At 68.8% G+C, this 17301-nt stretch carries 15 protein-coding genes and 1 pseudogene; 8 read left to right on the top strand and 8 right to left on the bottom strand.

Features of this window, described 5'->3' with window-relative positions:
• Nucleotides 1-35: 35 nt before the first annotated feature.
• Together QM728_RS02515 and QM728_RS02510 are read right to left on the bottom strand one after the other, a co-directional pair.
• Nucleotides 36-539 carry a CD225/dispanin family protein gene (locus tag QM728_RS02515; protein WP_415030477.1) on the bottom strand — a complete coding sequence of 168 codons (504 nt, stop codon included), beginning with the start codon at nt 537-539 and terminating at the stop codon, nt 36-38.
• 62 nt (nt 540-601) lie between these two features.
• The gene (locus QM728_RS02510) at nt 602-1141 is read right to left on the bottom strand and encodes a hypothetical protein (protein WP_415030476.1); all 540 of its coding nucleotides are present in this window, start codon (nt 1139-1141) and stop codon (nt 602-604) included.
• A 177-nt stretch (nt 1142-1318) separates the two neighbouring features.
• On the opposite strand from QM728_RS02510, the pseudogene QM728_RS02505 reads away from it, so the two are divergent.
• Nucleotides 1319-2122, top strand: a pseudogene (locus QM728_RS02505) (DUF222 domain-containing protein); the annotation flags it as partial.
• 83 nt (nt 2123-2205) lie between these two features.
• Nucleotides 2206-2859: a DUF222 domain-containing protein gene (locus tag QM728_RS02500; RefSeq protein ID WP_415030475.1), complete on the top strand. Its 654-nt coding sequence runs from the start codon at nt 2206-2208 to the stop codon at nt 2857-2859.
• Here QM728_RS02500 and QM728_RS02495 read toward each other — a convergent pair whose 3' ends face one another.
• Together QM728_RS02495 and purL are read right to left on the bottom strand one after the other, a co-directional pair.
• Nucleotides 2860-3213, bottom strand: a complete 354-nt coding sequence (locus QM728_RS02495) for a hypothetical protein (RefSeq protein WP_415030474.1) — start codon at nt 3211-3213, stop codon at nt 2860-2862.
• Nucleotides 3214-3279: 66 nt separating this feature from the next.
• Nucleotides 3280-5583, bottom strand: coding sequence for a phosphoribosylformylglycinamidine synthase subunit PurL (purL, locus tag QM728_RS02490; protein ID WP_415030473.1), 2304 nt, complete (start codon nt 5581-5583; stop codon nt 3280-3282).
• Between the two features lie 218 nt (nt 5584-5801).
• On the opposite strand from purL, the gene QM728_RS02485 reads away from it, so the two are divergent.
• Genes QM728_RS02485 through QM728_RS02460 form a run of 6 tightly spaced genes read left to right on the top strand, consistent with a single transcriptional unit; the run spans nt 5802 to nt 12485 of the window.
• The gene (locus tag QM728_RS02485; protein WP_415030472.1) at nt 5802-6572 is read left to right on the top strand and encodes a GntR family transcriptional regulator; all 771 of its coding nucleotides are present in this window, start codon (nt 5802-5804) and stop codon (nt 6570-6572) included.
• A complete protein-coding gene (locus tag QM728_RS02480) occupies nt 6569-6796 on the top strand; it encodes a ferredoxin family protein (protein ID WP_415030471.1) in 228 nt (75 codons plus the stop codon). The genes QM728_RS02485 and QM728_RS02480 overlap by 4 nt, the downstream gene beginning before the upstream one ends.
• Nucleotides 6797-6818: 22 nt before the next feature.
• Complete coding sequence (locus QM728_RS02475) at nt 6819-8186, top strand: ABC transporter substrate-binding protein (RefSeq protein WP_415030470.1); 1368 nt, start codon at nt 6819-6821, stop codon at nt 8184-8186.
• Nucleotides 8183-9052: an ABC transporter permease gene (locus QM728_RS02470; RefSeq protein WP_415030469.1), complete on the top strand. Its 870-nt coding sequence runs from the start codon at nt 8183-8185 to the stop codon at nt 9050-9052. Before QM728_RS02475 ends, QM728_RS02470 begins: the two co-directional genes overlap by 4 nt.
• Complete coding sequence (locus QM728_RS02465) at nt 9049-9786, top strand: ABC transporter ATP-binding protein (protein WP_415030468.1); 738 nt, start codon at nt 9049-9051, stop codon at nt 9784-9786. Before QM728_RS02470 ends, QM728_RS02465 begins: the two co-directional genes overlap by 4 nt.
• Entirely contained in the window at nt 9783-12485 is a 2703-nt protein-coding gene (locus QM728_RS02460; RefSeq protein ID WP_415030467.1) for a fumarate reductase/succinate dehydrogenase flavoprotein subunit, read from the top strand. The genes QM728_RS02465 and QM728_RS02460 overlap by 4 nt, the downstream gene beginning before the upstream one ends.
• Before the next feature lie 9 nt (nt 12486-12494).
• Here QM728_RS02460 and QM728_RS02455 read toward each other — a convergent pair whose 3' ends face one another.
• From QM728_RS02455 to cysD, 4 genes are read right to left on the bottom strand one after another with little or no spacing between them, the layout of a single operon-like run.
• Nucleotides 12495-13637, bottom strand: a complete 1143-nt coding sequence (locus QM728_RS02455; RefSeq protein WP_415030466.1) for a transporter substrate-binding domain-containing protein — start codon at nt 13635-13637, stop codon at nt 12495-12497.
• A gap of 37 nt (nt 13638-13674) precedes the next feature.
• Nucleotides 13675-14454 carry a 3'(2'),5'-bisphosphate nucleotidase CysQ gene (locus tag QM728_RS02450; protein WP_415030465.1) on the bottom strand — a complete coding sequence of 260 codons (780 nt, stop codon included), beginning with the start codon at nt 14452-14454 and terminating at the stop codon, nt 13675-13677.
• Nucleotides 14454-16361, bottom strand: coding sequence for an adenylyl-sulfate kinase (gene cysC, locus QM728_RS02445; protein ID WP_415030464.1), 1908 nt, complete (start codon nt 16359-16361; stop codon nt 14454-14456). The genes QM728_RS02450 and cysC overlap by 1 nt, the downstream gene beginning before the upstream one ends.
• Nucleotides 16361-17275: a sulfate adenylyltransferase subunit CysD gene (gene cysD, locus QM728_RS02440; protein ID WP_415030463.1), complete on the bottom strand. Its 915-nt coding sequence runs from the start codon at nt 17273-17275 to the stop codon at nt 16361-16363. Before cysD ends, cysC begins: the two co-directional genes overlap by 1 nt.
• Nucleotides 17276-17301: the final 26 nt, after the last annotated feature.

Genomic DNA, 17301 nt, shown 5'->3' with positions numbered 1-17301 from the left:
TTCCTCGAAAAATCGAACTGCAGGTCGCCAGTGGATCAGCTCGGCGAGGCGATCACCGCGATGATGATGAGGATGACGCCGAGGGCCACGAGGGCGCCGAAGGAGATGAGGCCCCACAGGCCGAACTTCTTCGCGTCCTCGGCCGCAACCCCGGCACCCGCCTGGTCACCGGTCGACCAGAGGGTGTTCACCGAGTTCGACTTGACGATCCCGATGATCCCGAGGACCAGCGGGGCAATACCGATGCACCAGAACACCGTCAGCACGCCGAGGACCGTCGAGATGATCGGCAGCACGATGTTGTTGTCCGGCGGCGGCCCGTACGGTTGGCCGTAGGCCTGACCGGGGTAGCCGTACTGGGCGCCGTAGGCGGCCGCGTCGACCCCGGGCTGCCCCGGGTAACCGGCGGGCGCCGGGTAGGCCGGCTGCGCGGGGTAACCGGGCTGCGCCGGGTAGACCGGTTGGTCCGGTTGGTCCGGTTGTGCCTGCTGGGCCGCCGGATCGGGCTGACCCGCGTTGGTCGGATCGGGGTTGGTCATGGGGTTCCCTCGCGTTGTCGTGCTGAGCCTGCGGCTCGATATGCGGCAAGCCTAGCCGCGGATCAGGCCAGGCCGCGACGCAACCACTCCGTCGTCGACGAGGAGTAGGTCAGCACGACGGTGATGATGGGGAAGACGCAGCCCATCAACGTGCCGAACCCGGATCCGGCGGTGTTGACCGGCGTCGAGGCACCGGCAACGTCGACGGTCATCCCCGCGGTCATGATGATCCCGAAGATCTGGCTGGCGACGACGAGGACACAGGCGATCGCGATGAAGGGCCGGGCCGACGCCTTGCGCCGAGACAGACCCGATGCGCCGATGCCCAGCAGCACCGCGCACACGAGGCCCACCAGACCGGACACGACGATGTAGCCGGTCAGCGAGCCGCCACCGGTGGTGACCTTCTCAAGGATGGCCATCGCGGGGAACAGCAGCAACAGGCCCACCACATTGGCCAGGACGCCGAGCCAGCTGAGGACGATGGCCGCCTGCGCGGACGTCGGCTTCACGTCGGGCGCGGGGTAGCCCACCACCGTCGGGTACTGCTGCGCGTACTGCGTCTGCAACTCGGCGGCCCGGGTGTCGTAGTTCGGGTGCATCGGACTCTCCTTGATTGACGATCTGGTGACAGCCGAGAACCTAACAACGGATTCGACGGCCGTCGGCTGGCCGACGGACGCCGGGCTCATCGTGGTGCCGATCTCTGTCAGACCCCCGAGCTAATGTGGTTGATATAGGAACAACACGTTGTTATCCCAGGTGAGGAGGTGGATTCGATGACCACACCGACGTCGACGGATTCACCTGCCGTGCTGTTGGCGGCGGCGCGCGAGGCGATTGACGAACTTACGAGCGCAGTGTGGGCGGCCGAGACCGAAGCGGACCTGCTGGCGCACGCGCGCGGCCTCGAGGAGCTGCGCCGGGCGCAGGAAGGCGTCGACGCGCAGTTGTTCACCGAGATCAACGATCGCTGCGCCTATGCCCGCGAGGGATTCACACATCCGATGACGTGGTTGGCGAAGGGGCTGAGGCTGGGCCGACCGGAGGCCAAGAAGCGGTATCGGCGGGCCGAGAAGATCGCGCGGCTCACCGGCTTGACCGGCGAGACCCGTGAACCCCAGTTCCCGGCGACCGCGGCGGCGGTGGCTCGGGGTTTGATCAGCGGCGCCCATGTCGATGAGATCCGGGAGGTGATCCGACGGATCCCGCGCAAGCTGCCCGTCGAGGTGATCGAGCAGGCCGAGCGGGACATGGCCGCCATGGCGACCGACTTGACGCCGCAAGAGTTGCGCAAGGCGGGGATCTGCTTGTTGGCCTACCTCGACCCCGACGGCGCACTGTGCGACGAGCGGGACCGCAAGCGCCGACGCAGCCTGTCGCTCGGCAGCCAGGACCAGCAGCTGATGACCGCGCTGTTGGGCAGCCTGACCCCGACGCTGCGCGCGAAGATCGAGTTGATCTTCGCGTCCATGGCCGCGCCCGGCATGAACAACCGCGACGACGATGAGCAGCACCGCCTGTTCGGCTCGGCCGAGAACGTCGGGTCCGATGACGCATCCCAGGAGAAGCTGGCCGACGCCCGGCAGCGCGACCGTCGAACGCCCGAACAGCGCAACCATGACGCCCTCGAGGCGATGTGCGACTTCATCATCGGCCCCAGGGTTTGGGCAGGCCGAACCGGATCGCCACCCAGCTGGTGTTCACCGCTCCCCTGGCCGACGTCGTCAAGCGCGCCGGGACCGCCGTGTCGACGACCGGCTCCCTCGTGCCGATCCGCGATCTGGTGGAACTGGCCGCCCGCGCCGATCATTCGCTGGTGGTCTTCCAGAACCACACCAGCGAGATCCTGTACCACGGCCGGTCCAAGCGGTCGGCCACCTTCGCGCAGCGGCTGGCGATCTTCGCCCGCGACCGCGGCTCCAGCGCCCCCGACGATGACACCCCGTTCATCTTCACCCAGGCCCACCACCTGCCCGACTGGGCAAAGGGCGGGCACACCGACATCGACAAGCTGACCGCCGCCTCCGGCCGCCACAACCGCGCCGTCGGCGATCTGCCCGGCCAGTGGGAAACCACCTACCGGCGCACCGGCCGCTACGCCGGGCGCGTGCAGTGGCGGCTGCGCTGTCGCGACGGCACCCTCGGCCGGCCGCGCATCAACCACAGCCACCACCCCGAAGACCTCGCCCACCAGAGCATCCGACGCTTGCGCGCGCGGTTCACGAGTGGCGACCCGGACCCGCCCACGCCCGACGCGCACGACTTTTCCGGCGTCGAAGCACGCCTATGCACCCGGCTCGGCTACGCGAGCCTTTGATCAGCGAGCTCTGCGCTTGCGGATGCGCAGCGCCGTATCGAGGCCGGCGAGGTAGAGCAGGGCGACCAGCCCTCCCATGAGGATGGCGATAGCGGCATACAGCGGCGCGTACGTCCCGAAGTCCTCCAGCCGCGTCATCGCGAACAGGATTGCCGCCACCGCCACGACCTGCAGCAGCTGCAGCGGGCCGAACCCACGGCCGTCACCCCTGCCGATCCACAACCTGGACAGTCCGCAGCCGAACGCGACGACGAGCGCCACCAGGCCCCACGCGGAGAACTTGACGAAGACAAAGCCTCCGGCGACGGCGACCAGCAACAGCGTCAACGGACGGGCTTGGCGAAGCAGGGTCATCCGTGGAAACTACCAACGCGATGTCGACCCTCGTCGACGATCCGACGGACGGGGATGCTCGCTCGCCTAGACCGAGTGCAGACCCTCGGCGAACAACTTGGGCAGCGTTGCGCCGTGCACCTCGCGAAGCTCGGCGAGTGGGATGGCGAACTGGTCCTGCACGCTGACGTCGTCGGCACCCTGGTCGACGACGCCGATGCGCGTCCACGGCATCGAGCGCGCGTCGAGCATCGAGCAGAACCGCGACTCCTCGGTGCGCGGCACCGCGACCAGTGCGCGGCCGGCGGACTCGGAAAACAGCCAGACGAATGGGTCGGCACCCTCGGGCAGGATGATGCGGCAGCCGGTCTCCCCGGCGAGTGCGGCTTCGACGACGGTCTGGATGAGGCCGCCCTCGGAGATGTCGTGGGCCGCGGACACCAGGCCGTCGCGCGAGGCGGCGACCATGATCTCGCCGAGCAGCCGCTCGGCCTCGAGATCGACCTGCGGCGGCGTGCCGCCGAGGTGGTCGGCGGTGACCTGCGCCCAGATCGACCCGTCGAACTCGTCGCGGGTCTCGCCGAGCAGGATCAGCGTCTCCCCCGGCTCGGTGCCGAATCCGGTCGGGATGCGGCGCTTGACGTCGTCGATGACGCCGAGGATCCCGACGACCGGCGTCGGCAGGATCGGCGTCGCGCCGGTCTGGTTGTAGAAGCTGACGTTGCCGCCGGTGACCGGGATGCCCAATTGGGCACAGCCGTCGGCGAGGCCGCGGACGGCCTGGCTGAACTGCCACATGACCGCCGGGTCCTCCGGCGAACCGAAGTTGAGGCAGTTGGTGACGGCGACCGGCGTCGCACCGGAGACGGCGACGTTGCGGTACGCCTCGGCCAGCGCTAGCTGTGCGCCGCGGTACGGGTCGAGGTAGGTGTACCGGCCCGACGCGTCGGTCGCCAGGGCGATGCCGCGGCCCGTCTTCTCGTCGATGCGGATCATGCCGGAGTCGGCGTGTTCGGCGAGCACGGTGTTGCCGCGGACGTAGCGGTCGTACTGCTCGGTGATGAACGCGCGGCTGCACAGCGCCGGCGAGGCGATCATCTTCAGCGTCGTCTCGCGCAGTTCGTCACCGGACTTCGGCCGCGGCAGCGCGGCGCTCGTGTCGGCGATGACCTTGTCCTGCCAGTCCGGGCGCTGGACCGGGCGCTCGTACACCGGGCCCTGGTGGGCGACGGTGCGCGGCGGCACGTCGACGACGGTCTCGCCGTGCCAGTCGATCACCAGGTGCTCGCCGTCGGTGACCTCGCCGATCACGGTGGCGAGGACGTCCCAGCGCCGGCAGACCTCCATGAACTTGTCGACGTTCGCCGGGGTCACCACCGCGCACATGCGCTCCTGCGACTCGCTGGAGAGCACCTCGGCCGGGGTCATGCCCTCGGCGCGCATGGGCACCTTGTCGAGATCGATGTGCATGCCGCCGTCACCGGCCGCGGCCAATTCCGACGTCGCACAGGACAGCCCGGCGCCGCCGAGGTCCTGGATGCCGACGACGAGGTCCTCGCGGTAGAGGTCCAGACAGCACTCGATGAGCACCTTCTCGGTGAACGGGTCGCCGACCTGCACCGACGGCAGCTTCTTGCGGCTCGGGCCGTCCTCGCCGGAGTCGTCGAAGGTCTCCGACGCCAGCACGGAGACGCCGCCGATGCCGTCGAGGCCGGTCCGGGCGCCGAACAGGATGATCTTGTTGCCGGCGCCAGAGGCGAAGGCCAGTTTCAGATCCTCGACGCGCAGCACGCCCGCGCACAGCGCGTTGACGAGGGGGTTGCCCGCGTAGCTCTCGTCGAAGACGGTCTCGCCGCCGATGTTGGGCAGGCCGAGGGAGTTGCCGTAGCCGCCGACGCCGCGCACCACGCCGTCGACGACGCGTCGGGTGTCAGGAGCGTCGGCCGCGCCGAAGCGCAGTTGGTCCATCACCGCGATCGGCCGGGCGCCCATGGCCATGATGTCGCGGACGATGCCGCCGACGCCGGTCGCCGCGCCCTGGTACGGCTCGACGTACGACGGGTGGTTGTGCGACTCGACCTTGAAGGTCACCGCCCAGCCGTCGCCGATGTCGACGACGCCGGCGTTCTCGCCGATGCCGGCCAGCATCTTCGACTTCATCTCCGGGGTCGTGGTCTCGCCGAAGTAGCGCAGGTGGACTTTCGACGACTTGTAGCTGCAGTGCTCGGACCACATCACCGAGTACATGGCCAGCTCGGCGTCGGTGGGCCGACGGCCGAGGATCTCGCGGATCCGGGCGTACTCGTCGTCCTTCAGTCCCAGCTCGGTGAACGGCTGCGGCTGGTCGGGGGTCTGCTCGGCATGCGCGACGGTGTCGACGTGGTGGCTCACGCGCCCAGTCTAGGCGAGGGGGAGTATCGCGCATTTCGCGCGCGGTGGGTTCAACTCCGCGAACGGCTCGCAGGGTGGCGCAATAGCGCTGCGAGCCGGCAAATCAGCAGGTCATAAAGGTGGTGCGATTCCGGCAGATGGCGCAATGACAATAGCCCCGCCCGGACGTGGAATTGTCTTGATTCGCCACGGGCGACACCTCATTACGCTGCGATTCCATGCAGTTCAGCCCACCAAACGGTGCTGCCGCGCCGCGTCCTCGCCGACGCGCCGAGGACGCACGAGTCATCAGCGATGTGCTCCGGCGCGCGATCGACGCCGGGGAGCTGACGGGTGCGCTGGACGAGCGGAGACTCGGCGCCGAATTCGACGCGTCGCGCAATGCCGTCCGCGACGCACTGGCCATCCTTCGGGACGAGGGGATCATCGCTCGCTCGCCCCGTGCCGGCACCCATGTCGTCAATCGCAAAGCTGCTCATGGCCTCGATGCACTCCGGGGACTCAAGGAGACACTGTCCACCAGCGGCGAGGTGCGCAACGACGTGCGCGTCGCGACGCTGGTCCGCGCACCCCGAGCGGTCGCACGTCGCCTCCAGCTCGCCGCCGATTCCGATGTGGTCTACATCGAGCGCTTACGGATGCTCGACGACGAGCCGATCAGCCTGGACCTGACCTACCTGGTGCCGGACCTCGGAATCGACCTGATCACCCACGATCTGGAGCACACCGATGTGTTCGCCCTGCTGGAAGAGATTTCCGGGGAACGCCTCGCGGCGGCGGACCACACGATCAACGCGGCCGCCGCCGACGCGCACTCGGCCGCTGCGTTGGAGGTAGCGACCGGCTCACCCCTCCTGCTCCTCGAGCGACTGACCTCCCTCGGCCCGGATCGGCGGCCGATCGACCTCGAGTACATCCGGTTGCGCGGCGACCGAATCTCCCTCCACGCCACTGCCCTGCGCGAAACGAATCAAGGAGACGCCCGATGAGCCTCGTCAACAACCGCGCCGATGTTCCGGTCACCATCGACGAATCACTGTGCATCGACGGCTGCACGCTCTGCGTCGAGGTGTGCCCCCTCGACTCGCTGGCCATCAAGCCGGAGACCGGCAAGGCCTACATGCACGTCGATGAGTGCTGGTACTGCGGGCCCTGCGCCGTCCGCTGCCCGACCGGTGCCGTCACCGTGAACATGCCCTACCTCCTCCGCTAACCACCAACCGTCAGGAAGCTCGATGCGCACCCCAGTCTCCGCTGCCGCAACTGTCGTCGCCGCCGTTGCCGCGGTCACCGTCGCCGCCGGCTGCTCCTCGACCGAGGATGCGAACACCGAGAAGGTGGTCGTCGGATACCAGTCCAAGACGATCAACACCGTGACCGCCGGCACGCTCTTGCGCAGCCGAGGCGACTTCGAGAAGCGCCTCGGCGAACTCGCCGGCAAGCGCTACAAGGTCGAGTGGCAGGACTACGACACCGGCGCACCGATCACGACGGGGATGGTGGCCGGAAAGATCGACATCGGTTCGATGGGCGACTACCCGCTGTTGATCAACGGTTCCCGGGCGAACTCGAACCCGGCGACCGCCACCTCGATCCTGTCGGTGACGGGCTCGTCTCCCAAGGGGTCGCTCAACAGTGTCATCGCCAAGCCCGACTCGACGGTGAACTCGCTGCGCGATCTGCGCGGCAAGAAGGTGTCGGCCAGCGTGGGCTCCGCGGGGCACGGAACACTGCTCGCCGGACTCAACCAGGCGGGCATCCCCGCATCCGCGGTCAACGTCAGCAATCAGCAGCCCCAGGTCGGCGCCTCGGCCCTCGAGTCGGGCAGCGTCGACGCCCTCGCCCAGTTCGTCGCGTGGCCGGGCCTGCTCGTCTTCCAGAAGAAGGCCAAGCTCGTCTACGACGGCGGACGCCTCGGCTACCCCACCCTGCACGGGGTGATCGCGCGAAACCAATACGTCGCCAAGCACCCCGATGTGATCAAGGCGTTCCTGCAGGCACAGCTCGATGCGACGAAGGCCCTGGCCGGCGACCCGCTCGCCGCCGCGCGGCTCGTCTCGAAAGAGAGCGGATTGCCCGCAGAAGTCGTGTACCTCTACAACGGCCCGGGCGGCACGGACTTCAACCCCGCGATCAAACCGGCCCTCGTCGACGCTCTCGCCGGGGATCGCCCATACCTGAAGTCGATCGGTTCGTTCCCGAACCCCGTCGATCTCGGCACCTTCATCAACGACGGACCACTCAAGGCAGCGGTCACGGCGACCGGCGGAGACTACGCGGCGCTCCTCTCGCGCGCCGGCAACGCGTCGAAGGCCGACAGCGAAGTCTGGTATTCGGGAGACGAGACGGCGACGGTCGCCTCCGCCACCGAGCTCCTCAAGCTCGTCAAAGCGGCGCGGGCGGCCGGCAAGTCGATCACGGCGGCCTACATCACCGACCCGGTAGTCGGCACCCGCTGGTTCGCCGATCACGCCGTATGGCTGCGCGACGGCGGCGATTTCCGGGCGTTCACGACCGCCGACTCCGCGCAGGAGTACCGCAAGCAACACCCGACCGCCGTGCCGGTCGACTACAGCCGGGCCGTCCAGGAAGTCGGCTCATGACCACGACCGCCATCGGCCGTGGCGCCGCCGCCGCACTCGAGAACCACGCCGAGTCGGATCCCATCAGCCGCCCGTCGGCCGGACACAAGCGCGTTTGGCGCGGCCGCCTGCTCCGCGTCTCGACAATCGTCGTCGCCCTCCTCGTGTGGCAGCTGCTGGCCGGGGCCAACGTCGTCGCCTGGCTGCACTTCGACACCATCCCCGCCCCCACCGAGGTCGCCTCGAGCTGGTGGCAACGGCTGCACACCGCGCAGTACTACCAGGACTTGGGCCAATCCTTGCTGCGCATCGGCGTGGGGTTTGGCTTGGCGACGGCGATCGGCATCCCCGTCGGCATCGCGCTCGGGCGCTCGACCGTCGCGGCCGACACGCTGGGAACGCTCACCGAGCTCGCGCGGCCGATTCCCGCGATCGCGCTGGTCCCGATCGCCATCCTCGTGTTCCCCAGCGACGAGGCCGGGATCATCTTCATCACCTTCGTCGCCGCCTTCTTCCCCATCGTGGTCTCCACCCGCCACGCCGTCCGCGCATTGCCGACGATCTGGGAGGACTCGGTGCGCACGATGGGCGGCACCCGGCGCGACGTCGTACTGCGCGTGATCCTGCCCGGCATCACCCCCGGCGTCTTCAGTGGGCTGTCGGTCGGCATCGGCGTCGCCTGGATCTGCCTCATCTCCGCCGAGATGATCTCCGGTCACCTCGGGGTCGGCTACCGGACCTGGCAGTCCTACACCGTCGTCGACTACCCCGGTGTCGTCGTCGGAATGTTCACGATCGCGGCACTGGGGGTCCTCACCTCCGGCGCCATCGAGTTGATCGGGCGCCGCGTCACCAGGTGGCTTCCGCGCGGGGAGGAGACCCGATGAGCACTGCCCTGACCATCGACGAATTGACGCTGCGGCACGGCGAACGGACCATCATCGACAACCTCAGCCTGGACATCGAGGCGGGCGAGATCCTCGTCGTGACCGGTCCGTCCGGGTGCGGAAAGTCGACGCTGCTCCGCGCCCTCGCCGGCCTCCGGCCACTGGACGCCGGCCGGGTCCTCGTCGACGGCGACGAGATCAGCGGCACCTCGCGCGACAGAGCCATGGTGTTCCAAGAGGACGCGCTGCACCCCTGGCGAACGGTTCGGCGCAACATCGAACTCGCCCTTGCGCTGCGCGGCGTCCCACGCGCCGGGCGTCGTGAGCAAGCGTTGACCTGGATCGGTGAGATCGGCTTGGACGGATTCGCCGACCACCTGCCCAAGACGCTGTCCGGCGGCATGCGGCAACGCGTCCAACTCGCGCGCGGACTGGCCGGCGCTCCCCGGGCCGTCCTCATGGACGAGCCGTTCGGTGCGCTCGACGCCCAAACGCGCGCCTCGATGCAGGAGTTGCTGTTGCGGACCCTCGCCGCCCACCCGGCCACAGTCGTGTTCGTCACCCATGACATCGACGAGGCCGTGTTGCTCGGCGACCGCGTCGTCGTCCTCGGCCGCGCCGGTGAGCCCGTGCGCTCCGTCGTGGACGTCAATCACGTCCAAGGCGACCGCGCCGCCGCACGTGCGACAATCGCGGCGGCGCTGTCCGGCACCGAAGCGAGGGCCATCGCATGACCGAGGCGTTCACAGCACCCGACGTGTCGGCGGCCAAGCGGATCGACTGCGACGTTCTCGTGATCGGCGGCGGCACCGCCGGCTCGATGGCGGCGTTGACCGCCGCCGAGAACGGCGCCAACGTCCTGTTGCTCGACAAAGCCCATGTGCGTCACTCGGGCGCGCTGGCGATGGGGATGGACGGCGTCAACAACGCGGTCATACCCGGCAAGGCGACCCCCGAGGACTACGTCGCCGAGATCACGCGGGCGAACGACGGCATCGTGAACCAGAAGACCGTCTACCAAACCGCGACGCGGGGGTTCGCGATGATCTCCCGCTTGGAGCGGTATGGCGTCAAGTTCGAAAAGGACGAACACGGCGAGTATGCGGTGCGTCGGGTACACCGTTCCGGCTCATACGTTCTGCCGATGCCGGAGGGCAAGGACGTCAAGAAGGTCCTGTACCGCGTCTTGCGACGGAAGGAGATGCGCGAGCGCATCACCATCGAGAACCGTTTGATGCCGGTTCGCGTGCTCACCGATGGTGGGCGCGCCGTGGGCGCCGCCGCCCTGCACACCCGCACGGGCGAGTTCTACGTCGTCGGCGCCAAGTCGGTGATCCTGGCCACCGGCCCGTGCGGTCGGTTGGGTCTACCGGCGTCGGGCTATCTCTACGGCACGTATGAGAACCCGACCAATGCCGGTGACGGCTATTCGATGGCGTACCACGCCGGAGCCGAACTCAGCGGGATCGAGTGCTTCCAGATCAATCCGCTCATCAAGGACTACAACGGTCCGGCCTGCGCGTACGTGGCCAACCCGTTCGGCGGGTACCAGGTCAACGCCGCCGGCGACCGATTCGTCGACTCGGACTACTGGTCCGGCGACATGATGAGTGAGGTTCGCAGCGAGATCGAGTCGGCCCGCGGCCCGATCTACCTGAAGGTGTCACACCTCCCCGGCGAGACCCTCGACACGCTCGAATCGATCCTGCACACCACCGAGCGACCGACGCGGGGCACCTTCCACGCCAACCGGGGACACGACTACCGGACGCACGACATCGAGATGCACATCTCGGAGATCGGCCTCTGCAGCGGCCATTCGGCATCCGGCGTGTGGGTCGACGAGAACGGGGCGACGACGGTTGACGGCCTGTATGCGGCCGGCGACCTCGCCTGTGTGCCGCACAACTACATGATCGGCGCGTTCGTCTACGGCGAGTTGACCGGCCGGCATGCCAGCGATCGTGCGCAGCACACCGAGGCGCCCGGCGAGCTCCCCGCCGACCAGATCGCCGACGCGCACGAGTTGATCTATCGACCGCTTCGCAACCCGGACGGACCGCCGCAGCCGCAGGTGGAGTACAAGTTGCGGAGGTTCGTGAACGACTACGTCGCACCGCCCAAGACGTCGACCAAGCTGGGGCTGGCCGTCGAGACCTTCGAGCGGATGAAAGACGAGATCGCCGCCATGGGCGGGCGGACACCCCACGAGCTGATGCGCTGCGCCGAGGTCAACTTCATCCGCGACTGCGCCGAACTCGCCGCCCGCAGCTCCCTGACCCGCACCGAGAGCAGGTGGGGCCTCTACCACCAGCGCGACGACATCCCCGAGCGCGACGACGAGAAGTGGGGCTACCACCTCAACGTCCGCAAGGACGAGAGCGGCGAGATGGTGTTCTTGGGCCGACCCGTCGCGCCGTACCTGGTGCCGGTGGACGAGCTGAGCCATATCCCTCCGGCCGACGATTCCGTCATCGCGATCGATCAACCGCCGGTCGTTGCCGGCCCCCCGCGCGAAACGTCCGGCCAGGTCGAGGTGCGGCGGACCGCGACCGCCGAAAGTGCGACCGGAGAGTCCCTGTCACCGCGGATCGCCGAACTGCTGGCGCTCGATTCGCCGAGCCTTGCCGACCTCCAGGACTATCTCGACGACGCCGACGCGACCGTCCGTCGCACTGCCGTCGCCACACTGACCGAGGTGACCCCGGACGGCTTCGAGCACGCGCTCGCCGCTGCCCTGTCCGATCACGACTCGGGGGTGAGACGCGTCGCCATCGAGTCGCTGCGCGAGCTCGTGGAAATCCTCGGCGGCGAGCCCTCGTTCACGACGGCGCTGCGCAACGCTCTCGACTCACCCGATCCACTGGTCCGCGCCGGAGTGCTGGACGTGCTGCGCGCGCTGCGCGCCGGGGACGTAACCCTGTTCGACCGCTTCCTCGAAGACGAGCACCACCGGGTGCGGATCGAGTCGGTACGGGGCTTGGTCAGTCTGGACGCCGCCCCGCAGATCGCGCGGGCGGTCGGTGACGTGAACCGGGAGGTCCGCGTCGTTGCCGCCGGCGGCCTCGCCACCGTCGGAGCAGAGGCCGACGCGGTTCGACGGCTCGCCGCCGACCCCGACCCGTTGGTTCGCGCCGCCGCCCTTGCCGCCCTGGGCGAAATCGGCGATCCCGATATCGATGGACCGACGCTCCGGAAGGCGCTTCGCGACCCGGCATGGCAGGTTCGCAAGGGAGCCGCGGTCGGCCTCGTCGTCGACACCGGGGACGAATCCGTACAGGCCCTGGCGTCAGCCGTCTCCGATCCGCATGGCGATGTCCGCAAGGCCGCGGTGCAGACGCTCCGCCCTCATGTCGAGCGCCCCGATGTCGCGGAATTGATGGTCCTGGCGCGGGCCGACGAGGACGCCGACGTCCGGGCCGCCGCTCGGTGACGGGCCGAGTCAGTTCGGTCCGCTGCCGTCGGCATCCTCGTCTTTGCCGAACCACCCCTGCTTGATGCGGTCGTAGGTCCCGTCCTCACGCATGGCGAGTAGCGATGCGTCGACGTCTTTGCGGAGTTCACTCCCCTCGGGGAAGGCGAACCCGTAGTCCTCGGCCTCGAAGATCGGTCCGGTGACCTGCGCGATGCCGGCGCCGCCGTGGTTGAGGAAGTAGCGCAGCACCGGCGCGTCGTAGACCACCGCGTCGTACCCCTTGTCGACCGAGTTCAACGCGTCCGCCACCTCGTTCATCTCGGTCGCGGCGATCCCATTGGTGGCCAGATATTCCGCCGAGGTGGACTTGGCGACAGTCGCCACCTTCTTCCCGAAGAGGTCGCGCGGACTCTGGATCTGGGCGTCGAACTTGTCGACGGTCAGGTGTGCGGTGAGCGACGCGGTGTAGAAGGCCACGAAGATGACGCCGACAAAGGCCCACAGCAGCGTCAAGGACCGGGTGAGCCAGTGCCGCGGCGCATGGTCGCCGGCGGCGATCAGTTCCCCGAGGGCCGCGCCCAGCGATTGCAGGATTCCCGGGAAGTACGACCGCGATATCTCCGAGTCCTCCTGCCTGCGTTCGACGAGCCAATAGACGTGGGCCGGGATGAGCGCCAGGATCAGCGCCGAGAGCAGCCACAGCAGCATCGGCTTGGTCGCGAGGAGTTTGACGAAGTCGAGCAGTCCGGGGGTTTCATGCTCGCTGGCGGTCGCGGGCACCATGATCTGCAGCCCGGCGTTGAGCGTCGGCTGGGAGAAGTCGAACCGGGCGGAGCGTTCGGAGGTGATCGCGACGCCGCCACCGGCGACGTCGGCGGTGCCGTTGGCGATCGCGTCCAGCTGCGCCGGAACGTCATGCTCCTCGCGGTACACGGTGTTCCACCCCTGCCGGCGCGCGATTTCGTTCCACACGTCGACGGTGAAGCCGCTGTGTCGCCCGTTGGTGTGTACCGAGAACGGCTGGACGGTGCTCATCGCGACGGTCACCGTCCGCGGCTCGGCGTGCGCCCGCGCGGCCATGGGCAGCGAGGCCATGGTGCCCAGGAGCGCCACGACGATGGCGAGCATCGTCCAGCGGACGGGCAACGTGCGGCGGGCGTGGGTGTTCACGGCTATGAGAATAGCCAGCGAGCAGCGGATCGACCGGTTATGCGGACCGATGTGCCGCGATCGCGTCGAGGATCGGCTGGGCGAGGTCGGGCCGGCATATGACCAGGTCGGGCAGGAACGTGTCCCGCTGGTTGTAGACCAGCGGCGAGCCGTCGACGCGGCTGCACCACAGGCCCTTCGCACGCGCGACGGCAACGGGTGCCGCCGAATCCCACTCGAACTGACCGCCGCCGTGGACGTAGGCGTCGGCCTCGCCGCGGACGACGGCCATCGCCTTCGCACCGGCCGAGCCGCACGGCACGAGCTCCGCGTCGAGCGCCCCGGCCACCGCGTCGGCGAAGGCGGGCGGACGCGAACCGCTGACGACGACCCGCGTGCGCCCGGTGTGCGCGGAGACGAGACCGGTGGCCGGGGCGACGGATGCGCCGTCCGACGAGTAGGTGACGCCCAGCGCGGGCAGCGCGACCGATCCGGCGACCAAGTCCCCGGCCTCCCAGAGCGCGACGTGCACGGCCCAATCGGCGCGACCGTCGGTGCCGTACTCGCGGGTGCCGTCGACCGGGTCGACGATCCACACCCGGCGCGCCTCGAGCCGCGAGAGGTCGTCGGCGGATTCCTCGCTGAGCACCGCGTCGTCGGGGCGCAGCTGCTTCAGCTGCGCCTGCAGGAAGTCGTCGGAGCGGCGGTCGCCGGCGTCGCCGAGTTCGCGCCCGGCCAAGCCGGAATCGGCGCGCACCGACAGCAGCAGGTCGCCGGCCGCCGTCGCCAGGGCTGCGGACAGCTCGACGTCGGAGAGGTCGGGACTGAGCGCGACCACTACAGCCCCAGGTCCCGCAGGATGGCCTCGGCGACGTCGCCCGCGGGCCCGTCGGCCGGCTTCACGACGATGTCCGCGTTCAATGGGCGCTCGTATGGCGAGTCGATCCCGGTGAAGTCGCGGATCTCACCGGCCCGCGCCTTGGCGTAGAGGCCCTTCGGGTCGCGCTCCTCGCAGTCCTCGAGCGGGGTGTCGACGAAGATCTCGTGGAACTCGAGCGCCTGGTCGAGGTGGATCTCCCGGGCAGCCGCACGGTCCGCGGCGAACGGGCTGATCAGCGACACGATCGCCACCACGCCGGCGTCTGCGAACAAGGCCGCGACCTGCGCCGTGCGCCGCATGTTCTCCTGGCGATCCGCCTCGGAGAACCCGAGGTCGGCGTTGAGGCCGTGCCGCAGGTTGTCGCCGTCGAGGATGTAGGCCGGGCGGCCCTGCGCGATGAGCCGGCGCTCCAGTTCGACGGCCAGCGTCGACTTGCCCGATCCCGAGAGCCCGGTCATCCACAGCGTCGCACCGAGGTTGGCGCGCTGGTCGCGGGTGACCTTGGTGGTCTGCCAGACGATGTTGGCGTTGTGGGTGTGCGGGCCGGTGATCATGCCCGCGGCGACGGTCTTGTTGGTCGCCTCGTCGACGAGGATGAAGCTGCCCGTCTCCCGGTTGCGCTGATAGGCGTCGAACATCATCGGCTCGCGCAGGTGCAGCCAGACGCGGCCGATCTCGTTGAGCGAGAGCCGGTCCGCCTCGGCGTCGCGGTGCAGCGTGTTGACGTCGAGGCGGTAGTTGAGCTCGGAGACCTCGGTGCGCGTCGCCGACGTCGCGCCCTGCAGGATGTACCGCTTGCCCGGTTCGAGGTCCATGTCCTCGTTGAACCAGCAGACCAGCGCGTCAAGGTCGCGCCCGACGTGCGGCCGGTTGTTGGGCCGCGCGAGCATGTCGCCGCGCACGATGTCGATCTCGTCGGCGAGCTCGGCGGTGACCGCCATGCCGGCGAACGCCTCGTCGACCTTGGTGCCGCCGGGCGCCCACAGGCTCGTGATCGTCGACGTGAAGCCGCTGGGCAGCACGACGACCTCGTCGCCGACGACGAACCGGCCGCCCGCGACCGTGCCCGCGTACGCGCGGTGGTCGGAGCCGACGGTGTCCTGCGGGCGGACCACGTACTGCACCGGCAGTCGGGCGTCGATCAGGTTCCGGTCGCTGGCGATGTAGACCTCTTCGAGGTGGCTCAGCAGCGTGCGGCCGGTGTACCAGTCCATGTTCGCCGACTCGGTGACGACGTTGTCGCCGACGAGCGCGGAGATCGGGATGAAGGTGAGGTCGGAGACGTTCAGCTTGGCCGCGAACTCGTGGAACTCCGCGCGGATCTCCTCGAAGCGCTCCTGCGACCAGTCGACGAGGTCCATCTTGTTGACGCAGATCGTCAGGTGCGGGATGCCCAGCAGCGACGACAGGAAGGCGTGCCGACGGGTCTGCTCCAACACGCCCTTGCGCGCGTCGATGAGGATGATCGCCAGGTCCGCGGTCGACGCGCCGGTGACCATGTTGCGCGTGTACTGCACGTGGCCGGGGGTGTCGGCGATGATGAATTTGCGCCGCGGCGTGGAGAAGTACCGGTAGGCGACGTCGATGGTGATGCCCTGTTCCCGCTCGGCGCGCAGGCCGTCGGTGAGCAGTGCGAGGTCGGTGAACTCGGTGCCGCGCTGGGCGCTGGTCCGCTCGATCGCCTCGAGCTGGTCGGTGAAGATGCTCTTCGAGTCGTAGAGCAGGCGGCCGATCAGCGTCGACTTCCCGTCGTCGACCGAGCCGGCGGTCGCCAGGCGCAGCAGTTCGCTGCGGTCACGCTCGGGCTTGGCGTCGGCCTTGGCCTTGCTCTTGGTCTTGCTTTTCGACGTGGACTTGGCAGCCATCAGAAGTAGCCCTCCTTCTTCCGGTCTTCCATGCCCGCCTCGGAGATGCGATCGTCGGCGCGGGTCGCACCGCGCTCGGTGATGCGCGTCGACGAGATCTCCTCGATGACCTTCTCGACGGTGTCGGCGTCGGACTCGACGCAGCCGGTGCAGGTGGCGTCGCCGACGGTGCGGAACCGCACGCGCTCGACGTGCGCCTTCTCCCCCGGGTAGGTCTCCAGGAAGCGGGTCTGCGCGAGCAGCATGCCGTCGCGCGGGACGACCTGGCGCTCGTGCGCGTAGTAGATGGACGGCAGCTCGATCTCCTCGGCGGCGATGTACTGCCAGATGTCGAGCTCGGTCCAGTTGGAGAGCGGGAACACGCGGATGTGCTCGCCAGGGTGGTGGCGACCGTTGTAGAGGTGCCAGAGCTCGGGGCGCTGGGCGCGCGGGTCCCAGCCGCCCTCGCGGTTGCGGAAGCTGAAGACGCGCTCCTTGGCACGGGCCTTCTCCTCGTCGCGGCGGGCGCCGCCGAACACCGCGTCGAAGCCGTTCTCGGTGATGCCCCGCAGCAGCGCGGCGGTCTGCAGCCGGTTGCGGCTGGTGCCCGGCCCGGTCTGTTCGACGACGCGGCCGGCGTCGATGTCGTCCTGGACGTGGCTGACCACCAGGCGGGCACCGGTCTCCTCGACGAGGCGGTCGCGGAACTCGATGACCTCGTCGAAGTTGTGGCCGGTGTCGACGTGCATCAGGGTGAACGGCGGCGGCGCCGGCCAGAAGGCCTTGCGCGCGACCGCGTACATGACCACGGAGTCCTTGCCGCCGGAGAACAGCAACCCGGGGTTGCTGAAGTTTGCGGCCACCTCGCGGAAGATGTGCACCGATTCGGCCTCGAGTGCCTGCAGGTGAGACAGCTCGTAGCGGGTTTCGCTCACGATGACGCTTTCGGTTGACTTGTCGA

The organism is Gordonia sp. (in: high G+C Gram-positive bacteria), assembly GCF_047602025.1.
In the GTDB taxonomy this organism is placed as follows: Bacteria; Actinomycetota; Actinomycetes; order Mycobacteriales; family Mycobacteriaceae; genus Gordonia.
This window is presented reverse-complemented; position numbering and strand designations above follow the sequence as displayed.